Genomic DNA, 17,553 nt, shown 5'->3' with positions numbered 1-17,553 from the left:
CGGGAATAGCTCAGTTGGTAGAGCACGACCTTGCCAAGGTCGGGGTCGCGAGTTCGAGTCTCGTTTCCCGCTCCAATCTCTCTTCGAAGCTTTCATAATCCCTTTGAATTACCCATCACATCGCGCTGCGATGCTTTGTCGTATCTGGCGTTTACTAGGCGCGTCTCTACCACCTCCTGCCAACAGGAAGGGGATGTGGGCTCATGGTGCGGATTGTACGAGGCAAGCGGTTGTGACTGGTGGTGGAAGGCGAGAATTGCGGGCAAAAAAGAGGAGGGGCCTTGGCTCCTCCTGCATGATTCACTGGCGCGGGCTTAGACCAGAGTAACGTTTTCAGCCTGAGGGCCTTTTTTGCCCTGGGTCACAGTGAACTGGACTTTTTGACCTTCAGCCAGAGTTTTGAAACCGGTGCTCTGGATGGAGGAGAAGTGAACGAATACGTCCGGACCCTGGGATTGTTCAATAAAGCCAAAACCCTTGGTTTCGTTGAACCATTTTACCTGGCCGGTGCGAATGTCAGACATGTGCTAAATCCTATCAATAACAAAATGAAACTAAGCCCGTGCTGGGCTGCATTTGCCTTGCAAGCAGGGGTTGGCTCATGACTGACCACGTCTCTTTGTCCCAGTAGCACGTAGAACAATCCCTGTCTAAAGCACAAACGATTGTACGTTAGCGCCGATCCTTGTCAATTTGACCCCTTTCGTTTTTTGAACAAGCTAAAAATATTGTGAAGTCAGTAGCTTATTTGAAGATATTTGACTGAAAAAAACGGGAGGCCAGCGCCTCCCGTTTTTATTATTCCTTGAGGGCGAACCCTTCGCCCTGCCGGTCGTAGCGATAAACCGCCTGACCGTAGGAGCGGATCTCCACCCGCTGGATGCGGCGGGTGTCGTCCACCAGGATGAAGATAGAGCGGCCCGATTGCAGGCGGGTCAGGGGGCGATCCGGTCCCTCGATGGCGATCAGGCGGCTCAGCTCGGCACCCGGCAACTCGAATTTACGCCAGATGGAGTAGAGGGTCTCACCCGCCTGCACATCGTGTTGCAGCCAGGTACCGTTGACCTTCTCTTCGACCGGCTTGGCTGCCGCGGGGGCACTGCCTGCCGCGCCATTACCGACAGTTAGAGCTTGAGCAGGTACGGCCAGCGGCACTTCCAGCGAGCCGGAAGGGGCTGCTTTGGGAACGGATGGTGCCGGCTCCCAGGCCAGTACCAGCAACCAGAGCGGGATCAGGATCAGCAGACCTATGGTGTTTTTGCGGGGCAGCGGGCTGGACAGCTTGAATTTGCCTGCTTTGGCATCCTGGCGGCGTTGGCCGAGGTTGCTCATCCCTTGGCCAAAACGTTGGCGCAGGGACAGGGTCGCGGCATTGATGCGATGGAGCAGGGATCCTTGTGATTCGTCTTGGCGACGCTGCTGGGCTCGTCTGTTATGGCCTCGTGGGCGACGGTCCGGGGTGGGCACGGCATTTACCTCTCACTACATTGCCTGCCATCAGGCAAATTCGTCGCCTATGGTAAACGGACTCGCCCCCGAGGGGGAGAGTCCTGAGGCGGAAAATTATCAGCTGAGACGAAATTGACCCAATAATTGCTGCAATTTGTCGGCAGCCTGACGCAAAGCCTGACTGGCTTTGGCCGTTTCGGTCGCATCCTGAGCAATGTCGTTGGCCAGTGCGTTGGTTTTTGACAGGTTGCCGGAGACGGTTTCTGAGACCGAGCTCTGCTCTTCGGCGGCGGAAGCGATCTGATAGGTCATGTCGTTGATGGTGGAGATGGCCTGGTAGATGCTGCCGAGCGCCTCTTCCGCCAGATCCGCTTCGCCCACCGCCTGATGGGTCAGCTGCTGGCTCTGGGTGATGGCGTTGACTGCATTGGTGGAGCTGAGGCGGATCTTCTCGATCAACTCCTGGGTGTTCTGCACCGCCTGCTGGGTGTTGCCCGCCAGTTTGCGCACCTCGTCGGCCACCACCGCAAAGCCGCGGCCCTGCTCGCCAGCCCGTGCAGCCTCGATGGCGGCGTTGAGGGCCAGCAGGTTGGTCTGGTCGGCAATCCCCTGAATGACGGTGAGGATGCTGGTGATCTGGGCGCTGTCGTGAGCCAGCCCTTCCACCACTTCGGCCCCTTTACCGGCTTCTGCCGCGACCTTGTGCATCGACTGGATCACCTGCTGGAAGCGCTCCTTGCCCTGATCGGCAGCGCTTTGCGCCTGTTTGGCCGAGTCGGCGGTATTGTTGGCGTGGGTGGCGACCTCCTGACTGACGTAGGACATCTCCTGTACCGCGGTCAGCATCTGCTCCATCTCCGCTTGATGGTGCTGCAGGTTGTTGTCGGTCTGACCGGCGATGCGGTCGGTATCACCGGCATAACGGTTCACCTCGCTGGCAGTCTTGAGCACATCCCCGAGCAGCCCTTGCAGCTTGTCGATAAAGCGGTTGATCCCCTTGGCGAGATCCCCCAGCTCATCGACAGATCGGGTCGTGAGGCGTTTGGTGAGGTCCCCTTCACCATCGGCGATGTCATCCACCAGGCTGACCATCTGACGGATAGGGCCGGTGATGCTGCGGGCAATCACCAGCATGGTGGCCAGCGCCAGCACCAGTACGATAACGGCACCCACCAATTGCTGGGTCATGGCTGCCTGGTTCATGTCGCTCAGCTGGCTTTCCAGTTGATCGGCCCCCGCCAGTACCACCTTGTAGGGCAGGGTGACGATGATGGCCCAGTTGCGGCTCATTCCCGGCACCATGATGGGGACGGAAATACGGAATGACTCGTCCAGCTCCTGACGCTGCACTTCCGGTTTCAGGTACTGCTGCCACTGGTTGCCCAGCACCTTACTTGCGCTGCTGCCGAGCTGGCTGGCATCACCGCTGGTGCCGGTGATGACACCGGCGGCGCTGACGATCAGGGTCTCCCCCTGGCCATCATAGATATTGCTGTTGAGGCTCTTGGCCTGACGACTGATGGAGTCCACCGCCAGATCCAGCGCTGCGATCCCCTTGAACTGACCATCCACCATGATGGGGGTGGTGATAGTGCTCACCAGCACCTGCTGACCGTTGATATCCACCTTGAAGGGATCGATCAGACAAGAGCGCCCTTCCCGTTTCGGGCAGGCGTAGTAGTCGTTGGCGGGATTGCCGAATTCGTCCGGGTCGGTCTTGTCGATGGAGAGCAGCAGATCGGTACCGATTTGATCCTTGTCGCGATAGAAGTAGGGCACGAAGCGCCCCTTGTCGTCACTGCCCAGCGTACTCTGCCCGACGAAGGCGGCATCCTGACCGTCGAAACCGTTGGGCTCAAAGCCGGCAAAGGCGCCATAGAGTTGCGGCTCCAGCGCCAGTTGTGCCTTGAGCAGGTCGGTGGCCTGCTGGCGATCCAGCGGCAGTTTGCCCTGCTGTTGCAGGGCGAGGGCGCTGGCCATCTGTTGGGTATAGGAGAGCCCCTTTTGCAGCAGTTGGGTGATGGTGGCCGCCTCGGCGCGGGCATTGGCGCTGACCTTCTGCCAAGCCTCCTGCTGCAGCGCTTCACGGCTGGAGCTGATGGTCAGTTGTTGGGTCTGTTGGCCGGAGTATTGGTTGAGCAGGATCAGGATGACCAGGGCGGTGGTCATGGCAATCCCGGCCATCACTAGAATGCGGTTTTGGATCGAACGGAACTGCATCGTCTCTTCCTTGTTGGTGAGCGCTATTTGGATATCGGCCGGAGGAGGCAGCTCTCCAACACTTCCCATAGCAAATCGGAAATGGGGATTTTGTTTTGCGATCCCCTTCAAAGATTGATGGGCAGGTGAGAAGGGTCAAATTTTCCCCGCTACCAGGCCCTGTTGCCACTTCATGGTTTTCCCATCCGTCTTTGTCGGTGCTAAAATGCGACGGTTTTTTCTAACGAATTGGCCCAAGGCCCTCTACACAAGGCTTAAAGATGAAAGTCAAAACCCGTTTTGCTCCCAGCCCGACCGGCTTTTTGCATGTCGGCGGTGCCCGTACCGCACTCTATTCCTGGTTGTTTGCAAAGAACCAGGGCGGTGAGTTCGTGCTGCGTATTGAGGATACCGACCTGGAACGTTCCACTCAGGAGGCGATCGACGCCATCATTGAGGGCATGGAATGGCTGGGGCTGAACTGGGATGAGGGCCCCTACTACCAAACCAAGCGCTTCGATCGCTACAACGCGCTGATCGACGAGATGCTGGCCGATGGCCGCGCCTACAAGTGCTACTGCTCCAAAGAGCGTCTGGAAGCGCTGCGCGAAGGCCAGATGGCCAACGGCGAGAAGCCCCGTTATGACGGCAAGTGCCGCGATCATGCCCACGATCACCCGGCCGATGCGCCGCACGTGATTCGCTTCCGCAACCCGACCGAAGGTTCCGTGGTGTTCGATGACCACGTCCGTGGCCGCATCGAGTTCGCCAACACCGAGCTGGACGATCTGATCATCCGCCGTACCGACGGCGCGCCGACCTACAACTTCTGCGTAGTGGTCGATGACTGGGATATGGAGATCACCCACGTGGTACGTGGCGAAGACCACATCAACAACACCCCGCGCCAGATCAACATCTATAAGGCGCTGAACGCGCCGGTACCGGAATTTGCCCACGTATCCATGATCCTGGGTGACGACGGTGCCAAGCTCTCCAAGCGCCATGGTGCAGTCTCCGTGATGCAGTACCGCGACGACGGCTACCTGCCGGAAGCGCTGCTGAACTATCTGGTGCGTCTGGGCTGGTCCCACGGCGATCAGGAGATCTTCAGCCTGGAAGAGATGATCAAGCTGTTCAGCCTGGATGCCATCTCCAAGTCTGCCTCCGCCTTCAACACCGACAAGCTGTTGTGGCTGAACAACCACTACATGCGCAGCCTGGATCCGGCCTATGTTGCCAAGCATCTGGCATGGCACATGGAAAACCAGAAGATCGACACCAGCAATGGCCCGGCGCTGGCCGACGTGGTCACCCTGCTGGCCGAGCGCTGCAACACCCTGGTCGAGATGGCCGCCCAGAGCCGCTACCTGTTCGAAGAGTACGAGGCCATCGACGAAGCCGCTGCCAAGAAGCACCTGCGCGGCGTGGCTGCCGAGCCGCTGGCTCTGGCCAAAACCAAGCTGGCTGCACTGGATAGCTGGACTACCGAAGCGCTGCACGAGCTGATTGAAGCCACTGCCGCCGAGCTGGGTCAGGGCATGGGCAAGGTTGGTATGCCGCTGCGTGTGGCCGTCACCGGTCTGGGTCAATCCCCTGCCATCGACGCCGTAATGGCATTGGTGGGCAAGGAGCGCGTACTGGCGCGTATCGACCGCGCACTGGCTTACATCGAAGCCCGTATGGCTGCCGAGTAAGTTGTGCAAGAGTGGGCAAGGCGATAGCCGAGCCTGCCCTTTGTCCGATAGAAAAAATCCGAAACCACTGGTTTCGGATTTTTTTATGGCCGGGAGCGGCGGCAGGGCACAACGCGGTCATGCCCGACCAGGGCGAGCAGTCAGGCGAGCTTGAAGGAGTGGATCTGGCTGTCGAGCTCCTTGCTGTGCTGTTCGACCAGCTCGGAGGCCTCTTGCAGCTCGCGCAGCACCACGACGGAGCCTTCGGCAATCTGCTTGACCTGTTCCAGATTGCCGCGCATCTCTTCGGCGACCGAGCTCTGCTGCTCGGAGGCGGCGGCGATGTGGCGGTTCATGTCGGCGACACCCTGTACCCGCTGCACTATGGTGGCGAGCTGGGTACCGGCCTGGGTCACCTGTTCCACCCCCTTGTCGGCCTGCTGTACGCTTTGGGCCATCAGTTCGCCAGCCTGATGGGCATTGCCCTGCAGCTGTTCGATCATCTTCTGGATCTCGACGGTGGCGGCCTGAGCCCGGTTGGCCAGCTCGCGCACTTCGGAGGCCACCACGGCAAAGCCACGACCCGCTTCACCGGCGCGAGCCGCTTCGATGGCGGCGTTCAGTGCCAGCAGGTTGGTCTGCTCCGAGATGCCGCGAATGGTGTCGACCACAGAGCCAATGCGCTCGACCCCCTGCTCCACCTCGTTGACCACGGTGGCGGAGCGCTGGATGTTGCCGGAGAGGGTGTCGATGGTGCTGACGGTATCGGCGACGCAGCGGCTTCCCTCTTCCGCCAGCTGGCTGGTTTCGGCGGTGGCGTGAGAGGCCTGATCCGCATGGGCAGCCACTTCGCGAATGGCGCCGACCATCTGGCTCATGGCGCTCGCCAGCTGTTCGATCTGGGTGAACTCTTCGTTGATCGCTTCGTTGGTCTCCTCCATGCAGAGGGTGACCTGAGAGGCGATGTCGTTGAGCTCCTGGCAGGCGGCGCGCTGGTTGTTAAACACTGCTTTGAGGTTCTCCTGCGAGTGGGAGACCGCCTTGGCGATGTCACCGAATTCATCCCGAGATTTGAGCAACACCTTGTGACTGAGATCCCGCTTGGCGAAGCGCTCCAGCAGATCCACCAGATAGTGCACCTGCTTGACCATCAGGCGGGAACCGGTCATCAGCAGGATCACGAACAGCAGCCCCATGATGGTGGTCTCCATCAGGCCGCTCCAGAGCAGGCGGTCGGCAATGGCGTTGGCTTTGTCCGGATCAAGCCCCTCGCTGAGCAGGGTGGTCTCCAGATTGTTGGTATCAAACCAGAGTTTGGTCAGTAGCAAAATGGTACTCACCACCATCAGCAACACCACTTTCGGCACCAGCCGAATGTTGCTCATCCGCTTCTCCAGCAGGTTCAACTGCATCGTAAAATCTCCTTTGAATATCGCTTTTCCTTTGCCCTCAAGGCTATCGGCATTATCTTCTCTTTTATTAATTCGCACTGTGCTTAAAGTTGGAAAATGTATGCGACATCACTTAACTCATCTACGGGCGATGGATCTGCTGATGGCATTTCTGTCGATTGTCTCGGTTCTGCTGGTGACGGCCCGCTGGTGGGGCCACGAAACCCTGACTCCCCAGACCCTGCAGCTCTTCTATGACCTGGACAGTCTGATCTGCTACTTCTTCCTCGCGCATTTTGCTTATGGCTGGATCCGTGCTCCAGACCGCAAAGCCTACTTCAAGGCAAACTGGTTCTATCTGCCGGGTAGTCTGCCGATGGTGGAGCAGCTGCGTTGGGCCCGACTGCTCCAGTTGTGGCGGGTCTATCAACTGTTCAAGGAGCACCCGGATCTCTGGGCCATGTTCCGTCGCGAGCGCAACGAGACCACCCTCTCCGGCATCCTCTTCCTCTTCGTCCTGCTGCTGGGATTGGGCTCCGGCGTCATGTACTGGATTGAGTCGGGCCAGCCCGGCAGCCAGATTGAGACCCCCTATGACGCCTTCTGGTGGACGCTGGTGACCCTGTCGACCGTGGGCTATGGCGATCTGGTACCCAAGACCGAGGAGGGGCGTTTTGTCGCCAGCCTGCTGATCCTGTTCGGGGTCGGTCTGTTTGGTGCCATAAGCGGTTTTATGGCCAGCATCTTTTTGCAGCCTGCCAAGGAGAGCGAGACCGACAAGTGGCGTCATCACTACAACAACCAGCAAGAGGAGTTGCTGCGAGAGATCCGCGCCCTGCGCAGCGAGGTGCGGGAGCTAAAAAACAAGTGAGGCCAAGGGCGGGCAAGTTGCGAGGTGACTCGCAACTCCGCGCTTTATATCCGGGGGGGCGCTGCTTTTTCTTTGCTTGTCCTTTAGCCTGCTGGCGGCTTAACATTCAACCTCTTGTCCAAACCAGAAAAAGAGAACCGATCGACCATGCGCGCCCTTCTCGGGATTTTGATCTGCTTGTGTGCCCAACAGGCACTGGCCGATACCCGTTATGTTTCAGACAACATCTTTACCTATATCCACAATGGTCCGGGTACCCAGTACCGGATCCTCGGTAGCGTCAAGGCTGGTGAACCGCTGGAGGTGAAGGCGGTGAACGGCGAGGCCGGATTCACCCAGGTGGTGGACGGGCGTGGCCGCGAAGGGTGGATAAAAAGCAGCGAACTACAGAGTGAGCCCAGCTTGCGTGAGCGGCTCCCTCAGGTTGAAAAGGAGCGGGATGAGCTCAAGGCCCGCCTGCAAAATCTCAACGGTGACAACGAGAAACGCTTTACCGAAAAGGATGGCCAGATCGCTGCCCAGAGCAAGGAGATCGCCGCTCTCAAGGCCCAGTTGGTCAGTCAGGGTGAGGAGATGAGCAATCTCAAAGAGCAGAATGATGCCCTGACCCAGAGCTACGACAACCAGGAACACGACATGCAGATGGACTGGTTTATCCGTGGTGGTGCCATGGTGGGGGCCGGTATCCTGCTTGGTATCCTGCTGCCCATGCTGCCCCGTCGTCGCAGTCGTGGCGATCGCTGGATGAACTGACAGCATTTGGCTGAATAAATTGATGAGAAGGGTCGCCGTGGCGGCCCTTCTTTTTTTGGGGCGTATTGGGGGGATGGGTGGCTGCTTTGCGATAGAGCGGCGGCAGATCGTATACAAAATGAAGTCAGATGACCCTCATGTTTATTGGCGGGCTGGCTTCAAAAGGGAATGAATAGGGTGAATTAGCGATCTTTGTTAAAGAGTGGCAACAAATTCATTTCATATAGGGGAGGATATTGTATACATTGTCGGCGTTTCGGCGGCGCGACCGCCTTTGTCGATATCAGCCTTAGGGCGTACAGGAAGACCCCATATGTTCAAAGCTACTCAAGTACTTGCCGCTGACTATATCCCCTCTGATCTGGCCGCCCTGCGCGAAGCCATCACCCAGAACTATGTGGTGGATGAAAATGCCTATCTGGCCGAACTGTCGGCCATGCTGCCGGGGGATGGCGCCTCGCTGGAGCAGGTGACCCAGCGTGCCCGTACTCTGGTGACCAAGGTGCGCAAGGAGAGCGGCTCCGGTGACGGTATCGACGCCTTCCTGCAGGAGTACAGCCTGGATACCCAGGAGGGGATTATCCTGATGTGTCTGGCCGAGGCGCTGCTGCGCATTCCCGATGCCGAGACCGCTGACGCCCTGATCAAGGACAAGCTCTCCGGCGCCAACTGGTCATCTCATTTCCGCAAGAGCGACTCTACTCTGGTCAACGCCTCCACCTGGGGGCTGATGCTGACCGGCAAGATTATCAAGCTCGACAAAAAGCTCGACGGCAACCCGGCCAACCTGCTGGGGCGCATGGTCAACAAGCTGGGGGAGCCGGTGGTGCGATCCGCCATGTATGCCGCCATGAAGATCATGGGCAAGCAGTTCGTGCTGGGGCGCGACATGAAGGAGGCGCTCAAGGCGAGCCGCAAATCCCGCGAGCTGGGCTACACCCATACCTACGACATGCTGGGTGAATCTGCGCTGACCATGCAGGATGCCGACAAGTATCTGACCGATTACCGCAACGCCATCGAGGCGGTGGGCAACGAGCGGGTCAGCGACGGCGGCCCGGCCCCCTCCATCTCCATCAAGCTCTCGGCACTCCATCCGCGATATGACGTGGCCAACCGCGAACGGGTGCTCGGTGAAATGTGCGAGCGGCTGGTGGGGCTGGTGCGTCTGGCCCGCGACAAGGATGTGGCCATCAGCATCGACGCCGAGGAGATGGACAGACTCGAGCTGTCGCTGGATCTGTTCGAGCAGCTCTACCGCTCCGACGCCAACCGTGGCTGGGGCAAGCTCGGCATGGTGGTGCAGGCTTACTCCAAGCGCGCCCTGCCGGTACTCTGCTGGCTCACCGCACTGGCCCGCGAGCAGGGTGACCTCATTCCGGTGCGACTGGTAAAAGGCGCCTACTGGGACAGCGAACTGAAATATGCCCAGCAGGCGGGCCTGCCCGGCTACCCGCTCTTTACCCGCAAGGCGGGCACCGATATCTCCTACCTCGCCTGCGCCCGCTACCTGCTGAGCGAGCCGACTCGCGGCTTTATCGCTCCCCAGTTCGCCACCCACAACGCCAATACCGTGGTCAGCATTCTGGAGATGGCCGGTGATCGCCAGTTTGAATTCCAGCGTCTGCACGGCATGGGCGAGGAGCTGCACAACGCCGTGCTGAACGACAATCCCGGCCTGCACTGCCGCATCTATGCGCCGGTCGGCGCCCACAAGGATCTGCTGCCCTATCTGGTGCGCCGCCTGCTGGAGAACGGGGCCAACACCTCCTTCGTTCACAAGCTGGTGGACCCCAACACCCCGGTAGATTCACTGGCCGAGCATCCGCTGCGCACCCTCAAGCGCTACTCCGGCTTTGCCAACGACCGGATTCCGCAGCCGGTGAACCTGTTCAGCGACCGCAAGAACTCCAGTGGCGTCAACATGAACATCCTCTCCATCCAGCGCCCCTTCTTCGCCCGCTTGAAAGAGCTGGAGAGCAAGCAGTGGCTGGCGGGCCCCATCGTCGATGGCGAGACCCTCAAACGCAGCGAGGCACGCACCGTGCTGAGCCCGCAGGATGTGAGCCTCACCGTCGGCAAGATCCACTGGGCCGACGAGCAGGCGGTGGAGCAGGCCTTGGCATCCGCCCACGCTGCCTTCCCGCGCTGGCGTGACACCCCGGTAAGCGAGCGTGCTGCCGCGCTGGAGAAGCTGGCGGATCTGCTGGAAGCGAACCGCGAGCAGTTTGTCTCCCTCTGTACCCGCGAGGCGGGCAAGCTGCTGCAAGATGGCATCGACGAGGTGCGTGAAGCGGTCGATTTCTGCCGCTACTACGCGGTGCAGGCCCGCGGCCTGATGGGGCAGGCGACCCTGTTGCCCGGTTATACCGGCGAGCAGAACGAGCTGTTCCTGCAGGGGCGCGGTGTCTTTGTCTGCATCAGCCCGTGGAACTTCCCGCTGGCGATCTTCCTCGGCCAAATCGCCGCTGCGCTGGCCACCGGCAATACCGTCATAGCCAAACCGGCGGAGCAGACCGGCCTTATCGCCCATCTGGCGGTGACTCTGGCCCATCAGGCCGGTATTCCGGGCGACGTGCTGCAACTGCTGCCCGGTGACGGCGCCACCGTGGGTGCCAAGCTGACGGCGGATCCGCGCATCGGCGGCGTCTGCTTCACCGGCTCCACCGAGACCGCCAAGCTCATCAACATGACCCTGGCCCAGCGCGATGGCGCCATCCTGCCGCTTATCGCCGAGACCGGCGGCCAGAACGCCATGATCGTCGACTCCACCGCCCTGCCGGAGCAGGTGGTGCGCGACGTGGTGAGCGCCGCCTTCCAGAGCGCCGGTCAGCGCTGCTCGGCCCTGCGGGTGCTCTACCTGCAGGAGGAGATCGCCGAGCGAGTGCTGGAGATCCTCACCGGTGCCATGCAGGAGCTGAAAGTGGGCAACCCGGCCGAGCACCACACCGATGTCGGCCCGGTGATCGATGCCGATGCCAAGGCCGGTCTTGATGCTCATCTCGCCTACATGATCCCGCGCGCTCGCCTGATTGCCCAGGCGCCGATGCCCGCCGCGACCATGGAGGGACACTTCGTCCAGCCGACCGCGCTGGAGATCGGCTCCATCCGCGAGCTGGCCAAGGAGCAGTTCGGCCCCATCCTGCACGTGGTGCGCTACGCGACTCGGGATCTGGACAAGGTGATCAGCGACATCAACGGCACCGGCTACGGCCTGACGCTCGGGATCCACAGCCGCAACGAATCCCACGCGGAGGAGCTGGCGAGCCGCATCAACGTGGGCAACGTCTACATCAACCGCAACCAGATCGGCGCCATGGTCGGGGTGCAGCCGTTCGGCGGCCAGGGACTCTCCGGCACCGGCCCCAAGGCGGGTGGCCCCCACTATCTCGGGCGGTTTGTTACCGAGAAGACCCGTACCATCAACACCACGGCGGTGGGCGGCAACGCCTCCCTGTTGGCGATGGGCGATGCCTGATCAGCGTCGATAGAGGCCGGATACGGGATACCGGATAACAGCGGGCCGCCTTCGGGCGGCCTCTTTGTTGGTATGCTCCTCTTGCTCGCCAGTTTTGGCCCCGGCGGGGAGAAGATCGGAGACGATTTTGTTGTGGCGGCGGGGTCGTCAGTGGCGCTTGCCAGTCGTAAGATGGGGCCCATTCGCGCTATTTTGCCCCTGCTGCAGCCTGCTGTGACCGTGGCGTTGTTTAATCTGACTTAACGAGAGTGTTTATCCGATGTCATTAACTGAACAAGCCCGCTGGTTCGTGCTGGGGGGCGATCATCTGGTACTGCTCGATCAGCAGGGTCAGGTGCCACAGGGTAGTAAAGCGTGCCTGCCCGCAGCGCTGGCTGACGCCCCTTTCGAGCGTTTTGACGAGTGGCAGGGGCTGCCCTGCTATCTGCTGGATCTGGGGGCTGAGGCCGACACGACTATGATGGCCCCCCTGCGCCAGCTGATGGTGGCGGGGGACGAGGAGGGCTTTCGTCTCGCGGGCCGCGCCTGGCAGCTCGTTGCCTTCCGCCGCACCCACCGTTTCTGTGGTGAGTGCGGCGCCCCCATGACCCCGAAGGCGGGGGAGTGGGCGCAGGTGTGCCACCACGGCCACACGGCCTATCCGCGCATTTCACCCTGCATTATCGTGGCGGTGCGCAAGGGGGCGGAGATCCTGCTGGCGGCCCATCGCCGTCACTATCAGGCGGACGATCCCATGTATACCGTGCTGGCCGGCTTTGTGGAGGCGGGAGAGGACCTTGAGCAGTGCGTGGCACGGGAGGTGTTTGAGGAGAGCGGCATCCGGGTGCGCAATGTGCGCTATGTGGCGAGCCAGCCCTGGCCTTTCCCCCACAGCCTGATGATGGGCTTTACCGCCGACTACGAGAGCGGCGAGATCCGGGTGCAGGATGACGAACTGGTGGCCGCCGATTTCTTTACCGCCGACCGCTTGCCGCGTTTGCCACCTCACGGCACCATCGCCCGGCGGCTGATCGAGTTGTCACTGGCTGGCGAGGGGTAACGGCGCTTATCTTTTCGCCAACCTTTTTGCACTTCTTTTTAAAAACGGGGCGCTCTGGTTTGCGCCCCTTCACATCTTTGCAACCGCGCGTCCATTTGCCACGTTTTGGGCAGTCCGATCCGGTGGGCAAAGTGGTATTATGGCCGCCATTTTATGCGTGATACGAACTCAGGAACTGGGATGAAAGAGCTGAAGAACGATCGATACCTGCGCGCTTTGCTGCGTCAGGACGTGGACATGACCCCGGTATGGATGATGCGCCAGGCTGGCCGTTATCTGCCGGAATACAAGGCGACTCGCGCCCAGGCGGGGGATTTCATGTCTCTGTGCCGCAATGCCGAGCTGGCCTGTGAAGTCACCCTGCAGCCGCTGCGCCGCTACCCGCTCGATGCCGCCATCCTCTTCTCCGACATCCTGACCGTGCCCGATGCCATGGGGCTCGGTCTCTACTTCGAGCAGGGTGAAGGCCCGCGTTTCGAGCGTCCGATCACCTCCATGGCCGACGTGCAGGCGCTGCCCATTCCGGATCCGGAAGATGAGCTGGGCTACGTGATGAATGCGGTGCGCACCATCCGCCGCGAGCTGAAGGGTGAAGTGCCGCTCATCGGCTTCTCCGGCAGCCCATGGACTCTGGCCACCTACATGGTGGAGGGGGGCAGCTCCAAGGCGTTCACCAAGATCAAGCAGATGATGTACGCAGAGCCGCAAACCCTGCACCTGCTGCTCGACAAGCTGGCCGACAGCGTGATTGCCTATCTCAACGCCCAGATCAAGGCGGGTGCCCAGGCGGTCATGGTGTTCGACACCTGGGGAGGCGTGCTCACCCCGCGCGATTACCGCGATTTCTCCCTGCAGTACATGCACAAGATTGTCGATGGCCTGATCCGCGAGCACGACGGTCGCCGTGTGCCGGTCACCCTGTTCACCAAGAACGGCGGTCAGTGGCTGGAGCAGATCGCCGCCACCGGTTGCGATGCGCTGGGTCTGGACTGGACCACCGACATCGCCGACGCCAAGCGTCGGGTCGGTGACAAGGTGGCGCTGCAGGGCAACATGGATCCCTCCATGCTCTACGCCACTCCAGCTCGCATCCGTGAAGAGGTCGCCTCCATTCTGGCCGGTTTCGGTCACGGCAATGGCCACGTCTTCAACCTCGGCCACGGCATCCATCAGGATGTGAACCCGGAACATGCCGGTGTGTTCGTCAACGCGGTACACGAGCTCTCAGCCCAGTACCACGGTCGCTAAGGCCGGGGCGAGAGAAGAAGAGTTTGTTTGATATCCGGGGCCGTCAGGCCCCGTTTTACATTAAAAAATGGCGCTGCGACGACGAGAGCGTGGCGGCCGTGCAGGAGGCAAGATGAGCAGCAAGTCACTGGATTGGGGTATCGATCTTGGCGGTACCAAGTGTGAATGTGTGGTGCTGGATGGCGACGAGGTGCTGCTGCGCCATCGCATCCCCACCGAGCGGGCGGGCGGTTATGACCATATGATCGGCCAGATCGCCAAGCTGGTGGATGAGTGTGCCGAGAAGATTGGCCAGTGCCCGGCTGTCATCGGTATGGGCACGCCGGGGGCGCGGGATCCGCAGACCGGCCTGATGAAGAACTGCAACACCACCGAGCTCAACGGCAAGCCGTTCAAGGAGGATCTGGAACGCAAGCTGGGCGTGCCGGTGCTGATCGCCAACGATGCCAACTGCTTCGCGCTGGCAGAAACTCATCTGGGGGCGGTGCGTCAGCACCATCCCGATGCCAAGGTTGTATTCGGCATCATCATGGGCACCGGGGTCGGCTCCGGTATCGTCATCAACGGCCAGATCCTCAACGGCCACCACGGCATCGCCGGTGAGTGGGGCCACAACGTGCTTTCCCCTGATGGCCCCGAGTGCTACTGCGGCAAGCGTGGCTGCGTCGAGACCCTGATCAGCGGCCCGGCGCTGGAGGCTTGGTACGAGGCGAAGGCCAAGCGCCACCTCTCGCTCGCCCAAATCGCGACCGCCACGGCTCACGATCATGTGGCCAGGCTCACCATCGACCGGCTGCACCTGCTGTTTGGTCAGGCGCTGGCCAATGTGGTCAACATTCTCGACCCGGATGTGATCGTCATCGGCGGTGGGGTGGGCAATGTGCAGAGCCTTTACAGCGCCGGGCGGCAGACAATTTTGCCTTTCCTCTTTAATCCCCGCTTCGCAACCCCCATTATTGCTCCTGCCCTGGGTGACAGTGCCGGGGTATTCGGGGCCGCACTGCTGGCCCGCGGTGAATTCAAGGAGGCCCTGCTGTCGTAGCCGGGGCTCCCGGGCGGCCGGTGCGCCGTCTTGTTGCTGGTTCAAGGAAACGGATTCTCGATGATCAAGATTGCCATCAATGGTTACGGGCGGATCGGTCGCAACGTGTTGCGAGCCCTCTATGAAAGCGGGCGCGACAAGACCATCAAGATCGTCGCCATCAACGAGCTGGCGGCCCCCGAGGCCATGGTGCACCTGACCCGTTACGATACCAGTCACGGTCGCTTCCACCATCCGGTGCAACTGGCGGGCAACAGCATGCTGGTGGGGGAGGATCTCATCTCCCTGTTTGCCGAGCGGGATCCGTCAAAGCTGCCGTGGCGGGCGCTGGGGGTCGATGTGGTGCTCGATTGCACCGGGGTATTCGGCTCGCGGGCCGATGCCGAGCTGCATCTGGCGGCGGGGGCGGGCAAGGTGCTCTTCTCCCACCCGGCGGATGCCGATGTGGATGCCACCGTGGTCTACGGGGTAAACCATCATACCCTCACCGGAGCGGAGCGGATCGTCTCCAACGCCTCCTGTACCACCAACTGCGTGGTGCCGGTGATTGAAACATTGCATCGAGAATTCGAGATAAATTGTGGTACTATTACGACAATTCATTCGGCCATGCACGATCAGCAAGTCATCGATGCCTACCACAGTGACTTGCGCCGAACCCGCGCTGCCAGTCAGTCCATCATTCCGGTGGATACCAAGCTGGCAAAGGGGCTGGAGCGCATCCTGCCCCACTTCGCCGGCAAGTTCGAGGCGATCGCGGTGCGGGTGCCGACCATCAATGTAACAGCGATGGATCTGAGTATTACTGTTCGTAAAAAAGTGACAGTTAGTGACGTAAATCAAGCCCTGCAACGGGCATCCAGAGGTACATTACACGGTATTCTGGATTACACGGAAGAACCTCTGGTCTCCGTAGACTTCAATCATGATGCACACTCCTGCATCATTGATGGTACCCAGACCCGGGTGAGCGATGCCAACCTCGTCAAGATGTTGATGTGGTGCGATAACGAATGGGGCTTCGCAAACCGGATGCTGGATACCACCCGGGCCATGATGGCCGCAGGCTGAGCCTGCCCCGGGCGAAAGGTTACTGTTTTTAACATTACCTGGAAAATATAGAGGACTGAATATGTCTGTTATCAAGATGACTGACCTGGATCTGGCGGGTAAACGCGTTCTGATCCGTGCTGACCTGAACGTACCGGTAAAAGACGGCAAGGTCACCTCCGATGCACGTATCGTTGCGACTCTGCCGACCATCAAGCTGGCTCTGGAAAAGGGCGCCAAGCTGATGATCACCTCCCACCTGGGTCGTCCGACCGAGGGTGAATACAACGAAGAATTCTCCCTGGCTCCGGTTGTCAACTATCTGAAAGACGCTCTGTCCTGCCCGGTTCGCCTGGCCAAGGATTACCTGGATGGCGTAGAAGTCGCTGCCGGTGAGCTGGTTGTGCTGGAAAACTGCCGCTTCAACAAAGGCGAGAAGAAGAACACCGAAGAGCTGGCCAAAAAATACGCCGCCCTGTGTGACGTCTTTGTAATGGATGCGTTCGGTACTGCTCACCGCGCCGAAGGTTCCACCTACGGTGTTGCCCAGTTCGCTCCGGTCGCGTGTGCCGGTCCGCTGCTGGCGGGTGAACTGGAAGCGCTGGGCAAAGCCATGCTGAAGCCCGAGCGCCCGATGGTTGCCATCGTTGGCGGCTCCAAGGTCTCCACCAAGCTGACCGTTCTGGAATCCCTCTCCAAAATCGCTGACCAGCTGGTTGTCGGTGGTGGCATCGCCAACACCTTCATCGCTGCTGCCGGTCACAACGTCGGCAAGTCCCTGTGCGAGCACGACCTGATCGACACCGCCAAGAAACTGGCTGCCGAGACCAACATTCCTGTGACCACCGACGTGGTTGTAGGTGCCGAGTTCTCCGAGTCCACTCCGGCGACCATCAAGTCCGTCTCTGACGTGACCGACGGCGACATGATCTTCGACATCGGCCCGGATTCTGCCAAGGCCCTGGCTGACATCATCATGAACGCCAAGACCATCCTGTGGAACGGTCCGGTTGGCGTGTTCGAGTTCGACCAGTTCGCTGAAGGCACCAAGGTTATCGCTGAAGCCATCGCTGCTTCTCCGGCCTTCTCCATCGCTGGCGGTGGCGACACCCTGGCTGCCATCGACAAGTTCGGCATCGCTGACAAAGTCTCCTACATCTCCACTGGCGGCGGCGCCTTCCTGGAGTTCGTAGAAGGCAAGGTACTGCCGGCTGTTGCGATTCTGGAACAGCGCGCCAAAGCCTAATTGACCCGGAACGGGGGGCAAAAGCCTCCCGTTTCGTTTATCATGTGCCCGCTGTGCCGGTTCATGATGAACCCCCCATTTTTTATTAACGGCATACGAGACAGGACGATT

The 17,553-nt window shown here is 60.3% G+C and carries 13 protein-coding genes; 9 read left to right on the top strand and 4 right to left on the bottom strand.

The annotated features are described in order from the left end of the window. Positions 1–314: 314 nt before the first annotated feature. From G5306_RS19695 to G5306_RS19685, 3 genes are all read right to left on the bottom strand, one after another. Positions 315–524 carry a cold-shock protein gene (locus G5306_RS19695; protein WP_005338972.1) on the bottom strand — a complete coding sequence of 70 codons (210 nt, stop codon included), beginning with the start codon at positions 522–524 and terminating at the stop codon, positions 315–317. A gap of 274 nt (positions 525–798) precedes the next feature. Next, entirely contained in the window at positions 799–1,467 is a 669-nt protein-coding gene (locus G5306_RS19690; protein ID WP_005349384.1) for a LysM-like peptidoglycan-binding domain-containing protein, read from the bottom strand. Positions 1,468–1,566: 99 nt separating this feature from the next. Next, positions 1,567–3,669, bottom strand: a complete 2,103-nt coding sequence (locus G5306_RS19685) for a methyl-accepting chemotaxis protein (protein ID WP_421213425.1) — start codon at positions 3,667–3,669, stop codon at positions 1,567–1,569. A 260-nt stretch (positions 3,670–3,929) separates the two neighbouring features. On the opposite strand from G5306_RS19685, the gene gltX reads away from it, so the two are divergent. Further along, positions 3,930–5,345: a glutamate--tRNA ligase gene (gene gltX, locus G5306_RS19680; protein ID WP_421313546.1), complete on the top strand. Its 1,416-nt coding sequence runs from the start codon at positions 3,930–3,932 to the stop codon at positions 5,343–5,345. A 140-nt stretch (positions 5,346–5,485) separates the two neighbouring features. On the opposite strand, the gene G5306_RS19675 is transcribed toward gltX, so the two are convergent. Further along, positions 5,486–6,736, bottom strand: coding sequence for a methyl-accepting chemotaxis protein (locus G5306_RS19675; protein WP_421313544.1), 1,251 nt, complete (start codon positions 6,734–6,736; stop codon positions 5,486–5,488). A 100-nt stretch (positions 6,737–6,836) separates the two neighbouring features. Here G5306_RS19675 and G5306_RS19670 point away from each other — a divergent pair, with 100 nt between their 5' ends. From G5306_RS19670 to G5306_RS19635, 8 genes are all read left to right on the top strand, one after another. Further along, complete coding sequence (locus G5306_RS19670) at positions 6,837–7,586, top strand: potassium channel family protein (protein WP_266135366.1); 750 nt, start codon at positions 6,837–6,839, stop codon at positions 7,584–7,586. Positions 7,587–7,733: 147 nt separating this feature from the next. Continuing rightward, the gene (locus tag G5306_RS19665) at positions 7,734–8,339 is read left to right on the top strand and encodes a TIGR04211 family SH3 domain-containing protein (protein ID WP_216952951.1); all 606 of its coding nucleotides are present in this window, start codon (positions 7,734–7,736) and stop codon (positions 8,337–8,339) included. 313 nt (positions 8,340–8,652) lie between these two features. Continuing rightward, positions 8,653–11,817 (top strand): bifunctional proline dehydrogenase/L-glutamate gamma-semialdehyde dehydrogenase PutA, encoded by a 3,165-nt coding sequence (gene putA / locus G5306_RS19660; RefSeq protein WP_421313542.1) that lies wholly within the window; start codon positions 8,653–8,655, stop codon positions 11,815–11,817. Between the two features lie 259 nt (positions 11,818–12,076). Further along, entirely contained in the window at positions 12,077–12,856 is a 780-nt protein-coding gene (nudC, locus tag G5306_RS19655) for an NAD(+) diphosphatase (RefSeq protein WP_421313540.1), read from the top strand. A gap of 180 nt (positions 12,857–13,036) precedes the next feature. Beyond that, entirely contained in the window at positions 13,037–14,104 is a 1,068-nt protein-coding gene (gene hemE / locus G5306_RS19650; protein WP_005335440.1) for a uroporphyrinogen decarboxylase, read from the top strand. Positions 14,105–14,216: 112 nt separating this feature from the next. Then, positions 14,217–15,146 (top strand): ROK family protein, encoded by a 930-nt coding sequence (locus tag G5306_RS19645; RefSeq protein WP_270906106.1) that lies wholly within the window; start codon positions 14,217–14,219, stop codon positions 15,144–15,146. 60 nt (positions 15,147–15,206) lie between these two features. Further along, complete coding sequence (gene epd / locus G5306_RS19640) at positions 15,207–16,217, top strand: erythrose-4-phosphate dehydrogenase (RefSeq protein ID WP_139402656.1); 1,011 nt, start codon at positions 15,207–15,209, stop codon at positions 16,215–16,217. A gap of 61 nt (positions 16,218–16,278) precedes the next feature. After that, positions 16,279–17,442 (top strand): phosphoglycerate kinase, encoded by a 1,164-nt coding sequence (locus tag G5306_RS19635; protein ID WP_005335436.1) that lies wholly within the window; start codon positions 16,279–16,281, stop codon positions 17,440–17,442. Positions 17,443–17,553: the final 111 nt, after the last annotated feature.

This window comes from Aeromonas sp. 603404, from assembly GCF_049171775.1.
Taxonomy (GTDB): domain Bacteria; phylum Pseudomonadota; class Gammaproteobacteria; order Enterobacterales; family Aeromonadaceae; genus Aeromonas; species Aeromonas veronii_A.
Note: the sequence above shows the minus strand (reverse complement) of the source record. Positions and strands in the feature narration are given on the sequence as shown.

Bases quoted from the DNA above. Each gene is read 5' to 3' on its own strand.
- G5306_RS19695 (WP_005338972.1), bottom strand. From the start codon at position 524: ATGTCTGACATTCGCACCGGCCAGGTAAAATGGTTCAACGAAACCAAG.
- G5306_RS19685 (WP_421213425.1), bottom strand. From the start codon at position 3,669: ATGCAGTTCCGTTCGATCCAAAACCGCATTCTAGTGATGGCCGGGATT.
- gltX (WP_421313546.1), top strand. From the start codon at position 3,930: ATGAAAGTCAAAACCCGTTTTGCTCCCAGCCCGACCGGCTTTTTGCAT.
- G5306_RS19675 (WP_421313544.1), bottom strand. From the start codon at position 6,736: ATGCAGTTGAACCTGCTGGAGAAGCGGATGAGCAACATTCGGCTGGTG.
- G5306_RS19670 (WP_266135366.1), top strand. From the start codon at position 6,837: ATGCGACATCACTTAACTCATCTACGGGCGATGGATCTGCTGATGGCA.
- G5306_RS19665 (WP_216952951.1), top strand. From the start codon at position 7,734: ATGCGCGCCCTTCTCGGGATTTTGATCTGCTTGTGTGCCCAACAGGCA.
- putA (WP_421313542.1), top strand. From the start codon at position 8,653: ATGTTCAAAGCTACTCAAGTACTTGCCGCTGACTATATCCCCTCTGAT.
- nudC (WP_421313540.1), top strand. From the start codon at position 12,077: ATGTCATTAACTGAACAAGCCCGCTGGTTCGTGCTGGGGGGCGATCAT.
- hemE (WP_005335440.1), top strand. From the start codon at position 13,037: ATGAAAGAGCTGAAGAACGATCGATACCTGCGCGCTTTGCTGCGTCAG.
- G5306_RS19645 (WP_270906106.1), top strand. From the start codon at position 14,217: ATGAGCAGCAAGTCACTGGATTGGGGTATCGATCTTGGCGGTACCAAG.
- epd (WP_139402656.1), top strand. From the start codon at position 15,207: ATGATCAAGATTGCCATCAATGGTTACGGGCGGATCGGTCGCAACGTG.
- G5306_RS19635 (WP_005335436.1), top strand. From the start codon at position 16,279: ATGTCTGTTATCAAGATGACTGACCTGGATCTGGCGGGTAAACGCGTT.